The 18,574-nt window shown below is 74.4% G+C and carries 16 protein-coding genes and 1 tRNA gene; 6 read left to right on the top strand and 11 right to left on the bottom strand.

Translation table 11 applies throughout. The annotated features are described in order from the left end of the window. Together GA0115242_RS20645 and GA0115242_RS20640 are read left to right on the top strand one after the other, a co-directional pair. Window positions 1–608, top strand: a 608-nt coding sequence (locus GA0115242_RS20645; RefSeq protein ID WP_141721682.1) for a GNAT family N-acetyltransferase, incomplete at its 5' end; no start/stop codon positions are given. 110 nt (window positions 609–718) lie between these two features. After that, window positions 719–1,885: a serine hydrolase domain-containing protein gene (locus GA0115242_RS20640; RefSeq protein WP_093830603.1), complete on the top strand. Its 1,167-nt coding sequence runs from the start codon at window positions 719–721 to the stop codon at window positions 1,883–1,885. Between the two features lie 7 nt (window positions 1,886–1,892). Here the strand turns inward: GA0115242_RS20640 and GA0115242_RS20635 are convergent, their stop codons facing one another. Further along, the gene (locus GA0115242_RS20635; protein WP_093830599.1) at window positions 1,893–2,738 is read right to left on the bottom strand and encodes a DMT family transporter; all 846 of its coding nucleotides are present in this window, start codon (window positions 2,736–2,738) and stop codon (window positions 1,893–1,895) included. Further along, on the bottom strand, window positions 2,735–3,229 hold the full coding sequence (locus GA0115242_RS20630) for a YbaK/EbsC family protein (RefSeq protein WP_093830597.1): 495 nt from the start codon (window positions 3,227–3,229) through the stop codon (window positions 2,735–2,737). The genes GA0115242_RS20635 and GA0115242_RS20630 overlap by 4 nt, the downstream gene beginning before the upstream one ends. Before the next feature lie 106 nt (window positions 3,230–3,335). On the opposite strand from GA0115242_RS20630, the gene GA0115242_RS20625 reads away from it, so the two are divergent. Beyond that, on the top strand, window positions 3,336–4,106 hold the full coding sequence (locus GA0115242_RS20625; RefSeq protein ID WP_093830595.1) for a class I SAM-dependent DNA methyltransferase: 771 nt from the start codon (window positions 3,336–3,338) through the stop codon (window positions 4,104–4,106). 181 nt (window positions 4,107–4,287) lie between these two features. Here GA0115242_RS20625 and GA0115242_RS20620 read toward each other — a convergent pair whose 3' ends face one another. Together GA0115242_RS20620 and GA0115242_RS20615 are read right to left on the bottom strand one after the other, a co-directional pair. Continuing rightward, entirely contained in the window at window positions 4,288–6,510 is a 2,223-nt protein-coding gene (locus GA0115242_RS20620; RefSeq protein WP_093830593.1) for an MMPL family transporter, read from the bottom strand. 127 nt (window positions 6,511–6,637) lie between these two features. After that, complete coding sequence (locus tag GA0115242_RS20615; protein WP_093830591.1) at window positions 6,638–7,237, bottom strand: TetR/AcrR family transcriptional regulator; 600 nt, start codon at window positions 7,235–7,237, stop codon at window positions 6,638–6,640. Between the two features lie 182 nt (window positions 7,238–7,419). Here GA0115242_RS20615 and GA0115242_RS20610 point away from each other — a divergent pair, with 182 nt between their 5' ends. Then, window positions 7,420–10,686, top strand: a complete 3,267-nt coding sequence (locus GA0115242_RS20610; protein WP_093830590.1) for a S41 family peptidase — start codon at window positions 7,420–7,422, stop codon at window positions 10,684–10,686. 258 nt (window positions 10,687–10,944) lie between these two features. Here GA0115242_RS20610 and GA0115242_RS20605 read toward each other — a convergent pair whose 3' ends face one another. The 4 genes from GA0115242_RS20605 to GA0115242_RS20590 all read right to left on the bottom strand — a co-directional run bounded on the left by GA0115242_RS20605 (window position 10,945) and on the right by GA0115242_RS20590 (window position 14,603). Next, a complete protein-coding gene (locus GA0115242_RS20605; protein WP_093830588.1) occupies window positions 10,945–11,154 on the bottom strand; it encodes a hypothetical protein in 210 nt (69 codons plus the stop codon). Window positions 11,155–11,245: 91 nt separating this feature from the next. Then, window positions 11,246–12,124: an SDR family oxidoreductase gene (locus GA0115242_RS20600; protein WP_093830586.1), complete on the bottom strand. Its 879-nt coding sequence runs from the start codon at window positions 12,122–12,124 to the stop codon at window positions 11,246–11,248. After that, window positions 12,121–13,065: an alpha/beta fold hydrolase gene (locus tag GA0115242_RS20595; protein WP_093830584.1), complete on the bottom strand. Its 945-nt coding sequence runs from the start codon at window positions 13,063–13,065 to the stop codon at window positions 12,121–12,123. The genes GA0115242_RS20600 and GA0115242_RS20595 overlap by 4 nt, the downstream gene beginning before the upstream one ends. Next, window positions 13,062–14,603, bottom strand: coding sequence for a flavin-containing monooxygenase (locus tag GA0115242_RS20590; protein WP_093830582.1), 1,542 nt, complete (start codon window positions 14,601–14,603; stop codon window positions 13,062–13,064). Before GA0115242_RS20590 ends, GA0115242_RS20595 begins: the two co-directional genes overlap by 4 nt. A 170-nt stretch (window positions 14,604–14,773) precedes the next feature. On the opposite strand from GA0115242_RS20590, the gene GA0115242_RS20585 reads away from it, so the two are divergent. Next, entirely contained in the window at window positions 14,774–15,394 is a 621-nt protein-coding gene (locus GA0115242_RS20585; protein ID WP_093830580.1) for a MerR family transcriptional regulator, read from the top strand. A gap of 25 nt (window positions 15,395–15,419) precedes the next feature. Here GA0115242_RS20585 and GA0115242_RS20580 read toward each other — a convergent pair whose 3' ends face one another. Further along, entirely contained in the window at window positions 15,420–16,244 is an 825-nt protein-coding gene (locus GA0115242_RS20580; protein WP_093830578.1) for an exodeoxyribonuclease III, read from the bottom strand. 48 nt (window positions 16,245–16,292) lie between these two features. Between GA0115242_RS20580 and GA0115242_RS20575 the strand changes: the two genes are divergently transcribed. After that, window positions 16,293–16,775, top strand: a complete 483-nt coding sequence (locus tag GA0115242_RS20575) for a GNAT family N-acetyltransferase (protein WP_093830601.1) — start codon at window positions 16,293–16,295, stop codon at window positions 16,773–16,775. 143 nt (window positions 16,776–16,918) lie between these two features. On the opposite strand, the gene GA0115242_RS20570 is transcribed toward GA0115242_RS20575, so the two are convergent. Together GA0115242_RS20570 and glpR are read right to left on the bottom strand one after the other, a co-directional pair. Then, window positions 16,919–16,992, bottom strand: a tRNA-Ala gene (locus GA0115242_RS20570). Between the two features lie 96 nt (window positions 16,993–17,088). After that, window positions 17,089–18,450, bottom strand: coding sequence for a divisome protein SepX/GlpR (glpR, locus tag GA0115242_RS20565; protein WP_093830576.1), 1,362 nt, complete (start codon window positions 18,448–18,450; stop codon window positions 17,089–17,091). Between the last annotated feature and the right edge of the window lie 124 nt (window positions 18,451–18,574).

Raw genomic sequence — 18,574 nt, 5'->3', positions numbered from 1 at the left:
ACGACCGGCTGGCGCAGACCGTCGCGGACGGCGACCGGGCGGCCGGGGCGCTGCTGCGGGCGGCGGGCTGGGCGCCGCTGGTCACCGAGTGGCTGCTGGAGATCGCCCTGCCCGTGCCGGGCGGGGTGCCCGAGCCGCCCCCGGGGGTCACGGTGCGGCCGTTCGCGGCGGGCGACGAGCGGGCGGCGCACCGGCTCACCGAGGACGCCTTCGACGAGTGGCAGCAGCGCAGGAAGCCCTACGACGAGTGGGCCCGGCACACCGTGCACCGCGCGTCGTTCACGCCGTCGGCGTCGCCGCTTGCCTTCGACGGCGGTCAACTGGTGGGCGTGCTGCTGTCGTTGGACGTCCCGGCGAGCGGCGAGGGGTACGTCGAGCGGCTCGCGGTGCGCCGTGACCACCGCGGCCGGGGTCTCGCCAGGCTGCTGCTGGCGACGGCGTTCCGGGCGTTCGCCGGGCGGGGCAGGCGGGCCTGCACGCTGGGCACCCACACGGACACCGGCGCGCTCTCCCTCTACGAGCACCTCGGCATGACGGTCCGGCACAGTTCGACGATCTACGGCACGCCGCTGGCCGCGGTGCCCGGGGCGGGTCCGGGCGGCGGCTGAGACGGCAACGCCGGCGTAACGATCCCGTGGGCCGGGCGTCACCGGGGAATCGCAGGCTCGGCGGGGGTGTTGCCCCGGCAGTCGCAGGCGAGTGGGAGGACGTGACGGTGGTGGACGTGAACGGCGTGGTGGCCGGGGGCTTCGAACCGGTCAGGGACGCGTTCGCGCGGAACTTCACCGCGCTCGGGGACCGGGGCGCGGCGGTCGCCGTCTACCGGGACGGGCACCGGGTCGTCGACCTGTGGGCCGGTACCCGGGACGTCGACGGGACGGACCCCTGGGAGCGGGGCACCGCGCAGATCGTGCGCTCGGCGACCAAGGGCGTCGCCGCGGCCGTCGTCCTGCTGCTGCACCAGCGCGGCGAACTGGACCTGGACGCGCCGGTGGGCGCGTACTGGCCGGAGTTCAAGGCGGCCGGGAAGGAGCGGACGCGGGTGTGGCACCTGCTCGCCCACCGGGCCGGGGTGCCCGCCCTGGACCGCCCGCTGACCCCGGCGGAGGCGGCGGACCCGGTGCGCGGCGCCGAGGCGGTCGCGGCGCAGGCGCCCGCCTGGGAGCCCGGCACCGACCACGGCTACCACGCGCAGACCTGGTCCTGGCTGATCGGTGAGCTGGTCCGGCGCGTCACCGGCGGCGCGACCGTCGGTGAGCTGGTCGCGCGGGAGATCGCGCGGCCGCTCGGCGCCGGGCTGTGGCTGGGGCTGCCCGGGGAGGAGGCGGCGCGGGTCGGCCGGGTCGGTCCGGTGGAGGCCGCGCGGCCGGAGGGCGGGCTGCGCACCCGGCCCAAGCGGGCGGTCGCGGAGGCGTACGCCGACCCCGGCTCCCTCACCCGGCGGGCGTTCGCGGCGATCACCCCGGCGCCGGACGAGAACGACCCGGCGTACCGGGCCGCCGTGCTGGCCGGCTCCAACGGCATCGCCACCGCCGACGGTCTGGCCCGCTTCTACGCGTCGCTGATCGGTGAAGTGGACGGCGGCAGGCGGCTGTTCACCCCGGAGACGACGGAGGCGGCGCGGACCGGGCGCAGCGCGGGCCAGGACCGGGTGCTGGTCGTGCCCACCCGCTTCGGCCCCGGCCCGATGCTGCACTCCCCGGCCTCCCCGCTGCTGTCGGCCGGTTCCTTCGGCCATCCCGGCAGGGGCGGCTCCCTCGGCTTCGCGGACCCGGAGTCGGGCATCGCCTTCGGGTACGTCACCAACGGCTTCCGCGCCGGGGTGACGGCGGACCCGCGGGCGCAGGCGCTGGTGCGGGCGGTGCGCGCGGCGGTGTCCGGCTGACCGGCGGCTATCCGGCGCGCAGCATCAGCCCGATGCCCGCCACGAGGAGCGCGGCGGCGGCGATGCGCGGGGCGCCGAAGCGCTCCTTGAAAAACAGGGCGCCGATGGCGGCGCCGACGATGATCGAGGACTCGCGCAGCGCGGAGACGGGGGCGAGGTCGGCGCGGGTCTGGGCCCACAGGACCAGGCCGTAGGCGAGGACGGAGAGGGCGGCGCCGAGCAGTCCGAGGGCCGCGAACGGCCGCAGCGCGGTGAGGAACTCGCCGCGTCTGCGGTGGTGGGCGTAGAGCGGGACGACGAGTCCCTCCAGGACCATCAGCCAGGCGATGTACCCGAGGGCGGTGCCGGAGGCGCGCACCCCGAGGCCGTCGACGACCGTGTACGCGGCGATGGTGACGCCGGTCGCCAGCGCGGCGCCGATCGCCGCCCGGTGCGGGGGCCGGCCGCGCATGCCCCACAGCGCGACGCCGGTCAGTCCGGCGCAGGAGAGCGCGATCCCGGCCACCGCCCAGCCGCCTGGCACCTCGTGGGCGAAGGCGGCGGCCAGCGCGGTGACGACCAGGGGGGCGGTGCCGCGCGCGATCGGGTAGGTCTGCCCGAAGTCGCCGAGCTGGAACGACCGCATGAGCAGCAGGTAGTAGGCGACGTGGAGGATCGCGGAGACGATCAGGTACGGCCGTGCGGCGGCGGCGGGGAACGCGGTGAACGGCGCCAGCGCGAGCCCGATCAGCAGGCCGCCGCCGGATATCAGCGTGAAGCCGGCCATCTTGTCGGTGATGCGGTGGGCGATGGCGTTCCAGCTCGCGTGGGTGACGGCGGCCAGCAGGACGGCGGCGGCGACCAGTGGGGTCACGGGGTGCGCTCGCGCACGTCCACGAGCCTCCCGCCGGCCTGCTCGACGAGGTCCGCGGGCGCGATCGGGAAGACGCTGTGGGGCGTTCCGGCGGCGGCCCACACCACGTCGTGCGCCAGCAGCGAGCGGTCGGCGAGCACCCGGGTCCTGGTGACGTGTCCGAAGGGCGGCACGCCGCCGATGGCGTACCCGGTCGCCTCCCGGACGACGTCGGCCTTGGGCCTGGTGACCTTCGCGGCGCCCAGTTCGGCACGCACCCGCTCGACGTCGACCCGGGAGGCGCCGTCCATCAGCACCAGGACGGGCTCGCCGTCGGCGGCGAAGATCAGTGACTTGCAGATCTGGCTCAGCTCGCAGCCCACGGCGGCGGCGGCCTCGGCGGCGGTCCTGGTGGCGTCGGGGAACCGCCGCACCCGTCCCAGGAGGGCGTCGAGCCCCCGCTCCCGCAGGGCGTCGGCGAAGCGGGGGTGGGCGTCATCGGTGGTGGTCATGGGCTGCACGCTAACGGCGCGCGGGGCCGGGACGCGACCGGGTCGCCCGGCGGAGTGCCGGAAAACCGGTGGACACCGCCGTCGCGGCCCGGTCACCCTTCCGGCCATGGACCCGACGCAGCAGCAGCTCTGGGACGCCGACGCCGCTCGTTCCTACGACACCCCCGGCACCGGCATGTTCGCGCCCGAGGTGCTCGGGCCCGCGGTGGAGCGGCTGGCGCTGCTGGCCGACGGGGGCGCCGCGCTGGAGTTCGCCGTCGGGACCGGGCGGGTGGGGATCGCGCTGGCCGGGCGCGGGGTGCCGGTCACCGGGGTCGAGCTGTCCGGGGCGATGGCGGCGCGGCTGCGCGAGAAGGCCGACGCGTCCCAACTGCCGGTGGTGCTGGGGGACATGGCGACGACGCGGGTGCCGGGCACCTTCAGCCTCGTCTATCTCGTCTTCAACACCCTCTCCAACCTGCAGACCCAGGACGAGCAGGTGGAGTGCTTCCGCAACGCGGCCCGCCATCTGGGGCCGGGCGGGCGGTTCGTGATCGAGCTGTGGGTGCCGGAGCTGCGCACGCTGCCGCCGGGGCGGTCGGCGACCGTCTTCCGCGCGGAGCCCGGCCATGTCGGCTTCGACGTGTACGACGTCCTCGAACAGCGCGTCGTCTCGCACCACTTCGACTTCGACGAGCGGCAGACGCGCGCCACCGGCAAGAGCGCTTCCGTGCGGCTCGGGCTCAGTCCGCACCGGTACGTGTGGCCCGCCGAGCTGGATCTCATGGGCAGGCTGGGCGGGTTCGAGCTGGAGAGCAGGCACGCGGACTGGTCCGGCGCCCCGTTCACCGCCGAGTCCCGCTCGCACGTCTCCGTCTACCGCCTCCCCGCGCGCTGACCGCGCCGGGCACCGGCGCGGCAGGCCCGGCACCGTCCCGGCCGCGCGCGGGACGGCGCCCTCCTGCTCCGTGCGGAACTCCCCGGCGGGGTTCTTGCGGCCGCGCGCACGGGACGGCCCCCGCGCCGGGGCGGAGGGCGCCGTGCCCCCGCCCGGCCCGGGAGGCCGTCCGTGCGGGCGGCTACGCCCGCGCCAGTGCCCGCTCCTCGTCGGCGTCCGTGCCGCCGTCGCCGAGCCCGCGCAGGCCCTCGCCCTCGACGTCGACGTTGGGCAGCAGGCGGTCCAGCCAGCCCGGCAGCCACCAGGCCCGCCTGCCGAGCAGCGCGAGCACGGCCGGGACGATCGCCATGCGGACCACGAAGGCGTCGAAGAAGACGGCGATGGCGAGGCCGAAGCCGATCATCTTGATCATGGATTCGCTGGAGCCGATGAACCCGGCGAAGACGGCCATCATGATGACGGCGGCGGCGGTGACGACCCGCGCGCCGTGCCGGAAGCCGGTGACGACGGCCTGCCGGGGCTTCTCGCCGTGGACGTACGCCTCCCGCATCCGGGTCACGAGGAACACCTCGTAGTCCATCGCGAGCCCGAAGACCACGCCGACCATGAAGATCGGCATCATCGACATGACGGGCCCGGTCTCCTCGACGCCCATCAGGCCGGAGAGCCAGCCCCACTGGAAGACCGCGACCACCGCGCCGAGCGCCGCCGTCACCGAGAGCAGGAAGCCGAGGGCCGCCTTCAGCGGGACGAGGATCGACCGGAACACCACGATGAGCAGCAGGAAGGCGAGGCCGACGACGAGGATCAGGTACGGGATCAGCGCGTCGTTCAGCTTCTGCGAGACGTCGATGTTCATCGCCGTCGAGCCGGTGACCAGGACCTTCGCGCCGGTCGCCGAGGTGATGTCCGCGCCCTGGTCGCGGATGGCGTGCACGAGCTGCTCGGTGGAGGCCGAGGACGGCTTGGAGTCGGGGACGACGGTGATCGTGGCGGTGTCGCCCGCCTTGTTCGCGGCGGCCGGGGTGACCGTGACGACGTCCTTGAGGCCCTTGATGTCGTCGCCGACCCGGGTGAACGCGGCCTGCGGCGAGTCGCTGCCCTTGGCGTCGACGACGACCACCAGGGGGCCGTTGAATCCGGCGCCGAAGCCCTCGGAGAGCAGGTCGTAGGCGCGGCGCTGGGTGGTGGAGGTGGGCTGCGAGCCGTCGTCGGGCAGGCCGAGTTCGAGGGAGGCCGCGGGGACGGCAGCGGCGCCGAGGCCGAGGACGCCGAGCAGCAGCACGGCGACCGGGCGGCGCACGACGAACGCGGCCCAGCGGGTGCCCATGTTGGGCTTGGCCGACCGCTCGGCGGAGCGGGCGCGGCCGCCGCCGAACAGCTTGCTGCGCTGCCCGGTCGGGCCGATCCTGCGGCCCGCGTAGCCGAGCAGCGCCGGGATCATGGTGAGGGCGATGAGGACGGCGATCGCGACGGTGCCCGCGGCGGCCACGCCCATCTTCGTCAGCATCGGGATGTTGACGACGGAGAGGCCGACCAGCGCGATCACGACGGTGAGTCCGGCGAAGACCACCGCGGAGCCCGCGGTGCCGACGGCGCGTCCGGCGGCCTCCTCGCGGCCGCGGCCCTCGGCGAGTTCGGCGCGGTAGCGGGAGACGATGAACAGCGCGTAGTCGATGCCGACGGCGAGGCCGATCATCGTGGCCAGGGTGGAGGTGGTGGAGCCCAGGTCGAGGGCGCTGGCCAGCGCGGTGATCGTGGCGACGCCGATGCCGACGCCGACGATCGCGGTGAGCAGCGGGAGCCCGGCGGCTATCAGGGAGCCGAAGGTGATGACGAGGACGACGGCGGCGATGGCGATGCCGATGACCTCGGTGGCGCCGGTCTCGGGGGTCGTCTGGAGGGCGTCGCCGCCGACCTCGACGGTCAGTCCGGCGTCGCGGGCGTCCTGCGCGGCCGTCTCCAGGGCGTCGCGCGAGGAGTCGGCGAGTTCCATGCCGGAGACGTCGTAGCGCACCGACGCGTAGCCGATGGTGCCGTCCTTGCTGACGGCGCCGGCCTTGAAGGGGTCGGCGACCGAGGCGACCTCGGAGCCGTCGGAGAGGTCGGCGACCGCCTTCTCGACGGTGTCCTTGTTGGCGGCGGCGGAGATCTTCTCGCCGTCGGGCGCCTTGAAGACGACCCGGGCGGTGGCGCCGTCGGCGCTGGTGCCGGGGAAGCGCTGGTCGAGGAGGTCGAAGGCCTTCTGCGCCTCGGTGCCCGGGATGGAGAAGGAGGAGGACCCGGCGGTGGGGGCGCTGGCCGCGCCGACGCCCGCGAGCGTCAGCAGGGCGACCCACAGGAGGGCGACGAAGTGCCGTCGCCTGAAGGCGAGTCGGCCGAGCTTGTAGAGGAATGTGGCCACGAGGGCGTACTCCCGGTCAGGTCGTTGGTGGTGCGGGCAGGGGTGACCAGCCCTGCGGGGAGGCAGGGGTGATCGTCCCGACGACGTGAGCGGTGACGTCAGGTGGTGAGGTGGGGGTGGGGATCGGTCAGCTGGTGGGCACGCCGAGGGCGGGGAGGACCACGGCGTCGATGTACGACAGCAGGAAGGCCTGCGTCGGGGGCATCTCGTCGATCAGGGTGCGGGCCGCGAAGCCGCCGATCATCATGTGGATCAGGTAGTCGAGCGCGGGGTTGTCGGCGCGGACCTCGCCGCGGTCGATCGCCCGTTCCAGCATCCGCCGGAACTCGGCAAGCTCCGGTTCGACGAGGTGTTCCTTGAACGCCTTCAGCAGGTCGGGGTTGCCGTGCATGGCCATGGCGAGGCCCCGCATCAGGGCGGAGTTCTGCTCCATGGCGCAGTCGTCGGAGCGCAGGGTCAGGGCGTGCAGGTCGCCCTTGAGGGTGCCGGTGTCGATGTCGGAGACACCGCCCGGTTTGCTGTGCCGGACCGCACGGGCGACGAGTTCGGCCTTGCCGCCCCACTGCCGGTAGAGGGTGGCCTTGCTGGACCGGGTGCGGGCGGCGACGGCGTCCATGGTCAGGGCGTCGTAGCCGACCTCCCGGAGCAGGTGGAGCACGGCCTCGTACAGCTCGGCCTCGCGCTCGGGCGTGATTCGACTGCGACGCGCCGTTGCGACCTCAGCCATGCGACTCACCCTTTCCTCTCCTGCTGCCACCCGGTGTCGTACGTGATGAATGTATCGCAGAGCCTAGAGAAACGAAACCGTTTCGTACGTGTGCTGGGTCACGAGTGTCAGCGGGGCATAAGCACCCGGTCGGCGGCCGTCCACGACTTGCTGCGCCCGGCGCGCGGGAAAAGCATGGGGAGGTGAGCTACCTGCGCCTTCCCCACCTCACCGGCGACCTGCTGTGCTTCGTGGCCGAGGACGACCTCTGGCTGACCTCCCTCGGCGAACCGCGCCGCGCCCGGCGGCTCACCGTCGACCGCACGAAGACCGGCGCCCCCCGCCTCTCCCCCGACGGCCGCCACATCGCGTACACGAGCTGGCGCAGCCTGGTGCCGGAGATCCACGTGGTGCCGGTCGACGGCGGTCCCGGCCGCCAGCTCACCCACTGGGGGTCGGCCGACACCCAGGTGCGCGGCTGGACCCCGGAGGGCGCCGTCCTCGCCGTCGCCTCGCACGGCGAACCGTTCTCCTACTTCACCTGGGCCCACAAGGTCTGCCTGGACGGCGAACCCGGCGGGCGGCTGCCCTGGGGCCCGGTCTCCGACATCCAGGTCGCCGACCTCGGCGGCGAGCGCCGCACCCTGCTGCTCAGCGGCACCCCGCCGCACGAACCGGCCGCCTGGAAGCGCTACCGCGGCGGGGCCACCGGCCGGCTGTGGCTGCACGGCGAGCGGCTGCTGCCCGGCCTCGCGGGCCACCTGCACTCGCCGATGTTCGCCGGCGGCCGGATCGCCTTCCTCTCCGACCACGAGGGCGTCGGCAACCTCTACTCCTGCGCCCACGACGGCTCCGACCTGCGCCGCCACACCGACCACGACGCCTTCTACGCCCGGCACGCGGCGAGCGACGGCACCCGGGTGGTCTACCAGTGCGCGGGCGACCTCTGGCTGGTCGACGACCTCTCCGCCGGTTCCCGCCCGCACCGCCTCGACGTGCGGCTCGGCGGCCCGCGCGCCGGGCGGCGCCCCTACCAGGTACCGGCCGCCCAGCACGTGGACGGCGTCTCCGTCGACGAGACCGGCCGGGCCAGCGCCGTCGTCGTCCGCGGCAGCCTGTACTGGCTCACCCACCGGGACGGCCCGGCCCGCACCATCAGCGACACCCCGGGCGTGCGGGTCAGGCTCCCGTCGATGCTCGGACCGGTCGGCCAGATCGCCTATGTGACGGACGCCGAGGGCGAGGACGCCGTCGAGATCGCGCACCTGCCCCGGGCCTCCGGCGAGCGGCCGCCGCGCAGACTCGCCTCCGGCGCGCTCGGCCGGGTCCTGGAGATGGTCGCCGACCCGCGCGGCGAACGCCTCGCCGTCGCCTCGCACGACGGCAGGCTGCTGCTCCTGGACACCGCGGTCGACCCCGGGGAGCCCTTGGCCGCGCCCGCCGTCACCGAGCTGATCCGCTCCGTCAACGGGCCGGTCCGCGACCTCGCGTTCTCCCCCGACGGCGCCTGGCTGACCTGGTCGCACCCGGGCATCGGCCGCTCCCTGCGCCAGATCAAGATGGCCCGGGTCCCCGCCCCCGGCCGAACCGAGCGGCTGGTCGTCGACGTCACCAACGGCCGCTTCGAGGACGAGAACCCGGTCTTCACCCGCGACGGCCGCTACCTCGCGTTCCTGTCCTGGCGGGGCTTCGACCCGGTCTACGACGTGCACACCGGCGACCTGTCGTTCCCGCTCGGCTGCCGCCCCTACCTGGTCCCGCTGTCGTCGGCGACGCCCTCCCCGTTCGCGCTCAGCCCGGAGGGCAGGCCCGCGGCCGGCGGCCTGGACCCGGTGACGGACGACCCGGGCGCCGACGGCTCGGTGATCGTCGAGGTGGAGGGCCTGGAGAGCCGGGTGACACCGTTCCCGGTCACCGCCTCCAAGTACTCGGCGCTCTGCCCGGTCGCGGGCGGCGGCCTGGTCTGGCTGCGCTGGCCGATCTCCGGCGCGCTCGGCGAGACGTTCGCCAACCCGGACGACACCAGCGGCAGGCCGACCCTGGAGCACTTCAGCATCAGCAAGGCGAAGAAGTCCGAACTCGTCGGCCACCTCGACTGGTTCGAGGTCAGCGGCGACGGCAGCAGACTCGTCGTGGTGGACGACGACGAACCGCGCGCCGTGCCCGCCACCGACATCGGCGACAGCGACACCACCGTCTGGATCGACCTGCGCCGCATCCTGCACCAGGTCGACCCGGCCGCCGAGTGGCGCCAGTCCTACGAGGAGGCGGGCCGGATCATCCGCGCCTACTTCTGGGACCCGGGGATGTGCGGGATCGACTGGGACGCGGTCCTCGACCAGTACCGCCCGCTGGTCGAACGGGTCGCCTCCCCGGACGAGTTCGCCGACCTGCTGCGCGAACTCCTCGGCGAACTCGGCACCTCGCACGCCTACGTCACCCCGGCCCGCCGCAACGAGGGCCCGCCGCACTACCAGCGCGGACAGGGCCTGCTGGGCGCCAACCTCGTCCGCCGCGACGACGGTTGGGCGGTCAGCAGGATCCTGCCCGGCGACTCCTCCGACTCCAAGGCGCGCTCCCCGCTGGCCGGTACCGGCATCCGGGAGGGCGCCGTGCTCACCCATGTCGGCGGCCGGCCGGTGGACCCGGTGACCGGCCCCTTCCCGCTCCTCGCGGGCGCGGGCGGCACCACCGTGGAGCTGACGTTCGTGCCCGCCGAGGGCGGGACCCGGCTCGCCCGGCGGGTCGCGGTCGTCCCGCTGCTGGACGAACGGCCGCTGCGCTACCAGGACTGGGTGGCCAAACGCCGCGAGGTGGTACGGGAGTTGAGCGGCGGGCGGTGCGGCTATCTGCACATCCCCGACATGGGCGGCTCGGGCTGGGCGCAGTTCAACCGCGACCTGCGGATGGAGGTGTCCCGGCCCGCGCTGATCGTGGACGTGCGGGGCAACGCGGGCGGCCACATCAGCGAGCTGGTCGTGGAGAAGCTGACCCGCACCATCCTGGGCTGGGACCTCACCCGCGACGCCCAGCCCGTCTCGTACGCCTCCAACGCGCCCAGGGGCCCGGTGGTGGCGCTCGCGGACGAGGCGACCTCCTCCGACGGCGACATGATCACGGCCGCGTTCAAGCTGCTGAAGCTGGGCCCGGTGGTCGGGCAGCGCACCTGGGGCGGGGTGGTCGGCATGACCGGCAGGCACCGGCTGGGCGACGGCACGGTGATCACCGTCCCGATGAACGCGGCCTGGTTCGACGCGTACGGCTGGGGCGTCGAGAACCACGGCGTCGCCCCCGACCTGGAGGCCCTGCGCACCCCGCTGGACTGGGCCGAGGGCAGGCACGCGCAGCTCGACGACGCGGTGGACCTGGCCCTGCACCTGCTGGAGCTGACCCCGCCCGCCACCCCGCCCGACTACTCCGCGACCCCGAACCGCTCCCGCCCCCCGCTGCCCCCGCGCGGGGGGAGGTGAGGGGGGACGGCCTATGCGGGGGGGGATGTGAGGGGGAGACGCCCGACGCGGGCCGCTCCCCGGCACCCCCAGGCGCCACCGGGCCTCCCTGACAATCCCAGACGCCACCGGGCTTCCCTGACACCTCCAGGCGCCCCCACGCGCCCCGCAGCACCCCAGGCCCCCGACTCCCCAGCCCTCGATCCCCCGCCCCCGCCCCCACGCACAGCGCGGGAGGCGCCCCTCGTCAGGGGCGCCTCCCGGCTCACCGCGGTGTCGTCAGGCGTCGGCGTCCCGGCCCGGTCGACGGTCACGCATCTCCCGCTCGGCGTCGTCCATGTGACGGCGGCCGCGCTCCTGCGCGTCCTGGCCCTGCTCCTGGCCCTGCCGGGCGCGCTGCTGCGCCTCGTCGCGGCCCTGGCCGAGCTTCTGCTCGGCGCGGTTCTGGAGCTCGTCGGCCTTCTGCTGGAACTGGTCCTTCATACCCATGTGGGTTCACTCCCGTAGTGAGGGGGGTCGTGGCCCTCGGTGGGGCCTCGACCAGATTCACACGGCCGCTCACCCCGCGCATCTCGACCGATCACGGTGCGTGACGCGCCTGTTCGTCGGCCGCGCCGCCCGCGCCGACGAGACCCACCCGCATCCCGTCGAGCCGCGGTCCGAACCGCCGCATCTCCCGCTGCCCGACCGTCCCGATGAGACCCGGCAGAGCGCCGCGCACCCCCTGCATCCCGCGCAGCCACCACTGCCCGTAGACGTGCGCGGAGCGCCGCTCGATGCCGTCCACCAGCCGGTCCACGGCGGGGCCCAGCGGATACGTCTTGTTCGACGGCCACGGCAGCCGCTGCCTCAACTCCCGCATCACCTCGTCCTGGTCGGCCCCGCGCACCATGTCGGTGTCGGTCCACGACAGGTAACCGACCCCGACCCGCACGCCCTTGTGGCCGACCTCGGCGCGCAGGCTGTGCGCGAACGCCTCCACGCCCGACTTGGAGGCGCAGTAGGCGGTCATCATCGGGGCGGGGGTGAGCGCGGCCAGCGAAGCGATCTGGAGCAAGTAGCCGCGGCTCTCCGCCAGTTGGGGCAGGAAGGCGCGGGCGGTGACGGCGGAGCCGATGAGGTTGACCTCGATCACCCGGCGCCAGGCGTCCGGATCGGAGTCGGCGAACGGGCCGCCGGTCGCCACCCCGGCGTTGGCGACCACCAGGTCGATCTTCCCGAACCGCTCCTTGACCTCCTGGGCCACCCGCGTCATCGCGGCGTGGTCGGTGACGTCGGCGTACCAGTGGCCGCCCTCGCCGTGCAGCCGCCCGGCGACCTCCTTGAGCGCCTCCGGCTCCAGGCCGACCAGCGCCACCGTCGCGCCGCGCGCCGACAGCTTGCGGGCGAGCAGCTCACCCACCCCGCGCGCCGCGCCGGTGACGACGGCCACCTGTCCTTCGAGACGGACCCTGCTCATGCGCCCTCCTTGATCGTCACGTCCGTGCCGCCCTGCGCCCCCGTGCCGTACCCGGCGACGAGTTCCCTGATCCGCCCGGAGACCACCTCGGGCGCCTCCATCGGGGTCATGTGCCCGACGCCGGTCAGTTCGGTGGAGCCCACGCAGTTCGGCAGCGCGGCCACCAGCGAGCGGGCGTGCACGGGCGGGGTGAGCCGGTCGGCGGTGCCCACGACGACCGCCGTCGGCACCAGCAACTCGCCCACCGCGTGGTCGAGTTCGAGCGTGTCGAGCACCTTCGACCAGGCGTGCCGCACCCGGGTCGGGCAGCCGTGCACGATCCGCGCGCACGCGTCGACCGTCCCAGGGGCGGCGCCGGGGCCCATCGTCCCGTAGCGCAGCACCCGCCGGGCCACCGGCGTGACCGGCCCGAGCGGGGCCCGGGAGCCGAGGACGCGCCGGGTCAGCCCGGTCCTGAGCGCCCCCGGCCCGAGCGGGACGACGGTCGACTCGGCCACCAGCCGGGAGGCGCCGGTGCTGCACAGCAGGGCGGCGGCCGCGTGCTCGCGGAACCGGGGGCGGGCGGCGGCGGCCAGGACGGTCATGCCGCCCATCGAGTGCCCGGCGACGACCGCCTTCTCGCCGGGCGCGAGGGTGGCCGCGAGGACGGCTTCCAGGTCGTCGGCGAGGGCGTCGGTGGAGCAGACGGCGCCGGCGGGGGTGCGCCCGTGGCCGCGCTGGTCGTAGGCGACGACGCGGTGGTCGGCGGCGAGGTCGCGGATCTGCGCCGCCCAGAAGGCCGTCGAGCAGGTCCAGCCGTGGGCGAGGACGACGGCGGGGGCGCCCTCGGGGCCGTGCGTCTCGACGTGCAGCCGGGTGCCGTCGGCGGAGACGGCGGTGAGCACGCGGGCCGGGACGGGCGGCGCGTAGGGACCGGTGGAGACCGGGACGGAGCGGCTCACGCGGACACCTCGCGCAGGTCGCCGGAGGCCGTCGCGGCGGGGGCGGCGGGCCGCAGCACCGCGTACTCGGCGAGGTCCACGCGCCGGGTCGCCCGCCGGAACTCGGTGGTGGTGCCCGGCCACACGGTGGTGTTGCGGCCGGCCGCGTCGAGGTACCAGCTCGTGCAGCCGCCGGTGTTCCACACCGTGCGCTCCATCCGCTGCTGCACCCGCCGGTTCCAGGCGCGCACGGCGCCGGGCCGGGCGTCGAGGGCCACCCGCCCGCCGAGGACGTCGAGTTGGCGTAGGTAGTCGGCGAGGTAGTTCAGCTGCGACTCGATCATGAGGATCATCGAGGAGTTGCCGAGGCCGGTGTTGGGCCCGATGACGGTCATCCAGTTCGGGAACCCGGCGGCGGTCGCCCCGCGCAGCGACTCCATCCCGCCGCTCCACGCCTGGGCGAGGCTCTGGCCCCCGGCGCCGAACACCCGCTCGGCGATGGGCATGTCGGTGACGTGGAAGCCGGTGCCGAAGACGATCGCGTCGACCTCGGCCTCGGTGCCGTCGGCACCGACGACCGTCGACCCGCGCACCTCGGCGAGCCCGGCGGCGACCACGTCCACGTGGGGGCGGGCGAGCGCCGGGTAGTAGGTGCTGGAGAGCAGGATGCGCTTGCAGCCGATCCGGTAGTCCGGGGTCAGCGTGGCGCGCAGCGCGGGGTCCTTGATGGCGCGGGCCATGTTGCGCCGGGCCAACTGCTCGACGAAGCCCAGCTCGTCGGGGTGCTTGGTGAACGCCTGGACCTGCAGCTCCCTGATGCCCCAGAGCACTCCGCGGCGCAGCCGCCCGGTGACCGGCAGCGCCCGGTGCAGGGCCCGCTCGGCGCCGGTGATGCGCCGGTCGACGCGGGGCATCACCCAGGGCGGGGTGCGCTGGAAGAGGGTGAGCCGGGAGACGTCGGGCGCGATGGCCGGGACGATCTGGATGGCGGAGGCGCCGGTGCCGACCACGGCGACGCGCTTGCCGCGCAGATCGAAGCCGTGGTTCCAGCGGGCCGAGTGGAAGACCTCGCCGGGGAAGGAGTCGAGCCCGGGGATGTCGGGGACCTTGGGGTCGGAGAGCGGGCCGGTGGCGGAGACGACGAGGTCGGCGCTGTAGCGCCCGGCGGTGGTCTCGATGTCCCAGCGCAGCCGCTCGGCGTCCCAGGCCATGCGGAGCACCTCGGTGTCCAGGCGCAGGTGCGGGCGGAGCCCGAAGAGGTCGGTGACGTGCTCCAGGTAGGCGCGGATGTGCTCCTGCCCGGAGAAGGTGCGCGGCCAGTCGGGGTGCGGCGCGAAGGAGAACGAGTAGAGGTGCGAGGGGACGTCGCAGGCGCACCCCGGGTAGGTGTTGTCGCGCCAGGTGCCGCCGACGCTGCCCGCCCGTTCGAGGACGACGAAGTCGGTGACGCCCTCGCGCCGCAGCCGTACGGCGGCGCCGAGCCCGCCGAACCCCGATCCGATGACGGCCACCCGGACATGTTCGGTGCCGCGTCGTTCTTCCCGCTCCTGCTGGGCCATCCCGAAGCCTCCACGCATCGCCGCTCGGACTCTGCCAGTGAACACTGGCGCAATGGGAGCGTAGAACAGCTCCCTACCGATGGGTAGGGGGCGGGAGAAGGAAAGTTACCGACGGTACAACGTAGGGTGCCGACGTGGCAGCAGACGACGGAGGACGACGCGAGTACCGCATGGAGGAGCTGGCGAGCCTGGCCGGCATCACGGTGCGCACCCTGCGCTTCTACCGCGAACGCAAACTGATCCCGCCGCCCCGCCGCGAGGGCCGCATCGCCTGGTACGACGACCACCACCTGGCCCGCCTGCGCACCATCTCGGCGCTCCTGGACCGCGGCCACACCCTCAACGGCATCGCCGAACTCGCCGACGCCCTCGACCACGGGCGGGACGTGGCCGACCTGATCGGCGTCGACTCCCCCACCGAGGAGGAGCCGGTCCGCCTCACCCCCGAGGAGCTCGCCGCCCGCTTCGAGGGCGAGGTCACCCCGGAGAACCTGGCCGCCGCGATGGACCTCGGCTACCTCGGCACCGACGGCGACGAGATCGTGCACATCAGCAGACGGCTGCTGGACGTCTCCTCCGCGCTGGTCCGCGAGGGCATCCCGCTGGCGGAGGTGCTCGCGGCGGGCGCCGAGGTCCGCCGCCACACGGAGTCCCTGGCCGACCTGTTCACCACGCTGATCCTGCGTCACGCGGCCCGGGAGGACCTCCAGCGCCTGCGCCCGCTGGCCCGCAGCGTGGTGGAGGCGGAGCTGAGCCTCGCCCTGGACCGCGAGACCCGCAGACGCGGCTGACGGCCCCCGCCCGGCACCGGGCCCGTCAGCGCTCGTAGACGACGGTCACCGGCGCGTGGTCGGACCAGCGCTCGGCGTGGGTGGCCGCGCGCTCCACGACCGCCTTGACGGCCCGCGCGGCGAGGCCGGGGGTGGCGATCTGGTAGTCGATGCGCCAGCCGGTGTCGTTGTCGAAGGCCCGCCCCCGGTACGACCACCAGGAGTAGGGCCCCTCCCCCTCGGGCTGAAGCGCCCGGACGACGTCGACGTAGCCGCCGTCCTGCGGGTCGAGGACCTGGCCGAGCCACTCCCGCTCCTGCGGCAGGAAGCCGGAGTTCTTCACGTTGCCGCGCCAGTTCTTGAGGTCGGCCTGCTGGTGGGCGATGTTCCAGTCGCCGCAGACGACCACCTCGCGCCCGTCGGCCGCGGACCGCTCCCGCAGCCCCTTCAGATAGGCGTGGAACTCGCCCATGAAGCGCACCTTCTCGTCCTGCCGCTCGGTGCCGACCTCACCGGAGGGCAGGTAGAGAGAGGCGACGGTGACCCCGGGCAGGTCGGCCTCGACGTACCGCCCGCTGGTGTCGAACTCCTGCGACCCGAACCCGATCCGCACCCGGTCGGGCTCCCTGCGGGTGTACAGGGAGACACCCGCGCGCCCCTTCGCCCCGGCCGGGGCGTGCACCACGTGCCACCCCTCGGGCTCCCGCACCCCGGCGGGGAGCTGCCCCGGTTCGGCCCGCACCTCCTGGAGGCAGAGCACGTCCGCGGGGGTCTCGGCGAGCCACTCCACGAAGCCCTTCTTCGCGGCGGCCCGCAGTCCGTTCACATTCACCGTGGTCACAGTCAGCACCCCGGCACGATACCGGCACACTGGACGAACCACGTGTCCACCTCTCCGCATAGAAGTACGATGTCCAGCATGAATATACGTCCGGTGCCGTTCGACCACCCCGACGCGGTGAAGCTCAACGACGAGGTCCAGGCCGAGTACCACGTCCGCTACGGCGACGGCGGCGACGCCACGGTCCTCGCCGCGGACGACTTCACACCCCCGAACGGCGTCTACCTCATCGTCTACGACCCCGCCGGCACCCCGGTGGCCACCGGCGGCTGGCGGGTCCAGGACGCCAACGGCGAGGGCAACCTCGACGGCGACGCCGAGCTGAAGCGCATGTACGTCAGCGCCGGGATGCGCGGCCGGGGCCTCGCCCGCCGCGTCCTGAGCGCCCTGGAGGACGACGCGCGCGCCGCCGGACGGCTGCGCATGGTCCTGGAGACCGGCACCAAGCAGCCGGAGGCGATCGCCCTGTACACGTCCAGCGGCTACGAGCCCTGCGAGAAGTTCGGCTACTACCGCCACCACGAGTCGAGCCGCTGCTTCGCGAAGCCGCTGACCCCCTGACCCGCCGTCACCCGCGCCGCCGGCGGTCGGCCCCGGACGGGGTCCGGGGCCGACCGCCGGGCACAACGCGAAGATCCCGCCCGATCGTGTGATCGGACGGGATCTTCCCAACTCCCCCGGATTACTCCGGAGAGTTGTTGCGGTGGACCTGAGGGGATTCGAACCCCTGGCCCCCTCGATGCGAACGAGGTGCGCTACCGGACTGCGCCACAGGCCCTTGCAACGAGTGAAACTCTAGCACCCCGTTCGGCGTGCTTGGAAATCCGTTCCGGCCCGCCCGCGACGGCAGCGCCACAGGTCGGACGGCCCGGCCCTACTCGTTGGCCGCGCGCGGCCGGTCGCCGTCCTCGTACTGGTCGAACAGCGGGGTGCGCCCGCGCTCCCGGGCCCGCCGCGCGGACGCCGCCCGGCGCTTGTCGCTGCGCCCGCCGCCCTCGGCCTTCTCCTCGGCCGGCGCCTGCGGCTCCTCGCCGGGCTCCTCCGCGTCGGCGTCCGCCTCCTGCTCGGGCGCGACGGCGCTGGAGCGCGCCGAGCTCCACGCGTCGGGCGCCCCGAGGTCGACGTCCGAGGTGGCCCGCGGCGCCACCGGGGCCGTCACATAGGTCGGCAGCGGCACCGGCACCGGGTCCCAGCTCTCGCCGCGCCCCGGCCTGCGCTGGCGCTCCCGCTGCTGGTCGACCCACTCGGCGTGATCGGTCTGCTCGACCAGCGCCCGCCGGTCGGCGGCCAGCGCCGAGAGCCCGGGATCGGTCTCCTGCTCTGGGGCGTCCTCCGGCTCGTCGACGTCCGCCTCGACGACGGCGCGACGGCGCGGCTGGCGCTGGCGGTCCCGCAGCCGCTGCGCGGCGGCCTCGGCCTGGCGGCGGTCCATCTGGTAGGCGAAGCGGCGGCGCTCCTGGGAGCGCAGGTGCGCGATGTACGTGCTGAGCAGCACGGCGGGCACCGCGGGCGCCCAGAGGAACGCGAGCCCGCCGACGGCGGCGACGACCGCGCCGAGGGTGAAGGCCAGGAAGAGGATCATGGTGGTCCGGCGGCGCCGGGCCAGCACCTTCACCCGGCGGGCGCGGGCCGCGGCGGCCTCGGCCGAGGGCGCGCGCCGTCCGTCGTGGGCCGGATGCGCGACCGGCTGGTCGGCCGGTGCCGCCGGTCCCGGTACGTCCTGCCCGGCACGCGCCGCCGCGGGTTCGGCGGCAGAAGCGGACGCCTGGCCCGGGACCGCCTCCGGCTCCCCGCCGTGCGCTGAACGCTCCCGGGGGGCGTGCGGGACATGCTCACGCGGGGCGTGCTCGCGCTGCGAGTGATCGCGCGCGGGGGGCGTGCGCCCCGCCGTCTGCGCGCGTCCCTCGCCGCGCGGCTCGCCGCGTGACCCGTCGCGCACGTCGGCGCGGACCCTGGGGGCCGCCGGGGGCATGGCGAAGGCCCGGACGTCCACCGCGTCGGTGGCGGCGTCCGGATCGGGCGCGTCGGGCTCCCCCTCGTCGGCGGAGCGCGCACGCAGGTCCTTGGCGTACCGGCGCTCCATCCCCGCCCGTCCGGACAGCAACCGGATGGCAGTGCTGAAGCGTTCCGTCGGACGGGCCTCGTTCAGCTCGTCCTGCCTACGGAGCCACATCGGCACCAAGTAGGCGGCCCAGGCCCCGACAATGACTGCGTAGATGAGGCCGCTGCTGCTCACGCCTCACACCGTAGAGGGGTTTGTATGACGCCATCCGCCAATTGAGCCGGTGTGTCGCACGATCTGGCTGATATTTCGAACTTTTTTTGTGACCGATGCGATCAGCAGCTCACCGAGAGGGCGA

The sequence above is a fragment of the Streptomyces sp. SolWspMP-5a-2 genome, from assembly GCF_900091845.1.
GTDB lineage: Bacteria > Actinomycetota > Actinomycetes > Streptomycetales > Streptomycetaceae > Streptomyces > Streptomyces doudnae.
This window is presented reverse-complemented; position numbering and strand designations above follow the sequence as displayed.